The following is a 1,350-nucleotide window of genomic DNA, read 5'->3' on the forward strand; positions in this document are numbered from 1 at the left end:
ACGATCACGACCGAAAGGGCATAAGTTACCCGCCGGTATGGAAACTCGGGCTAGGTACTGGCTCTGGGGCACGCCGGTGATCGGCCAGTGGCTGCGACGACCGAATGGTGGGTTACTCGCGAAGGAGCGTCTCGCTGGACGCGCGTGCACGTCACATTCCGGAAGCCACGCCGCCCCGATCGGTGATCGACTAGGGCAGGAGTGTGAGCGTCCGATTGGGTTTGGCAACGGTGAAGTGTCGGCGGTCGACGGTGGCGACCTCATCGACGCCGAGCCGTTCCGCGCAGGCGATCACTGATGCATCCACGGTGCCCAGGGGCAGGTTGCGGTACTGGTTGACCAGGTCCGCGATCCGCAGCCAGTCGGTTGGGTGGACGGCCTCGACATCGAACACCCCGGAGGCCAGGTCCGCGAGGAAGCGCAGCTTGGCCTGTGTGCCGAGTCGGGTACCGAGTAGGTAGACCACCTCGGTGATTACGAGGGTGGGGACGATCAGCGGGCCGGGATGGGTTTCCAGCAGGTCCGCGCAGGCCTTGTGATGTTGGTCGTCGGCGTCGACGTACGCGTAGAGCGGACCTGCGTCGACTACGAGGGCTATGACGCCACCTCGTTGGCGAGGATCTCCTCCATGCGTTCGGAGATGTCCTGCCTGCCGCTGCGGCCGGCGCCCCGAGCGCCGAGCACCCGCCGACCGTCGGTCGTCTCACTCCGTTCGAGGAGTTCGGCGAGACCCGCCGGCACGATCGCGGCCAACCGCTGGCCCTTGTCCGTCAGGTAGACGACCTGACCAGACGCGGCAGCCTCTCGGACGACCTCGGCAAGCTGGTCGTCGGGCGGGAGCGGCATCTCCGTCATGGCGACATCGTAACTTCGGCTCACCCGCCGCACCCTCCATCGATCTTCTCGCCTTGGGCGGGGCCCCGATGGTCCCGTCGATGCAAGACAGCTCGAGCAACAAGCCCGTCGCGACTCTGGCCGCTATTCCACTCTATGGCGATCAACGTGGCTGAAATCGCGCGTCCACAGAGAGGCCACGGGGGCTGTGGGTGCGAGGCTGGTGGGGTGACTCTGTCGAAGCGTGCGTCCTGGTTCCTGATCGCGGTCGGTGTCTGGAGCTGGGCGATCTGGCCGAACTTCCTGCGGAACATCTGGAAGGATGATCGTTTCTGGGACAACGGCCCGACCGGCTTTTTCACCGTCCACCTGGTCCTGACCGTCGTCTCGCTCGTGATCGGCTCCGTGGCCGGGTGGCTCGGTATCCGTGCGGCACGCGCCGGTCGTTCCAGCGTCGCCGAAGACGTTGCCCCACCCAAGCAACTGATCAATTCGGATTCGTCTACGACCTAGTAG

General features: G+C 65.4%; 3 protein-coding genes. 1 reads left to right on the forward strand and 2 read right to left on the reverse strand.

Translation table 11 applies throughout. The annotated features are described in order from the left end of the window. Window positions 1-190: 190 nt before the first annotated feature. Entirely contained in the window at window positions 191-598 is a 408-nt protein-coding gene (locus tag G6R25_RS24005; RefSeq protein ID WP_163554656.1) for a type II toxin-antitoxin system VapC family toxin, read from the reverse strand. Next, complete coding sequence (locus G6R25_RS24010) at window positions 595-879, reverse strand: hypothetical protein (protein ID WP_235949534.1); 285 nt, start codon at window positions 877-879, stop codon at window positions 595-597. Before G6R25_RS24010 ends, G6R25_RS24005 begins: the two co-directional genes overlap by 4 nt. A gap of 111 nt (window positions 880-990) precedes the next feature. Here G6R25_RS24010 and G6R25_RS24015 point away from each other — a divergent pair, with 111 nt between their 5' ends. Next, entirely contained in the window at window positions 991-1,347 is a 357-nt protein-coding gene (locus G6R25_RS24015) for an SCO4848 family membrane protein (protein ID WP_419469414.1), read from the forward strand. Window positions 1,348-1,350: the final 3 nt, after the last annotated feature.

It is taken from the genome of Candidatus Frankia alpina (genome assembly GCF_902806485.1).
Lineage (GTDB): Bacteria > Actinomycetota > Actinomycetes > Frankiales > Frankiaceae > Frankia > Frankia alpina.

Bases quoted from the DNA above. Each gene is read 5' to 3' on its own strand.
- G6R25_RS24015 (WP_419469414.1), top strand. From the start codon at position 991: ATGGCGATCAACGTGGCTGAAATCGCGCGTCCACAGAGAGGCCACGGG.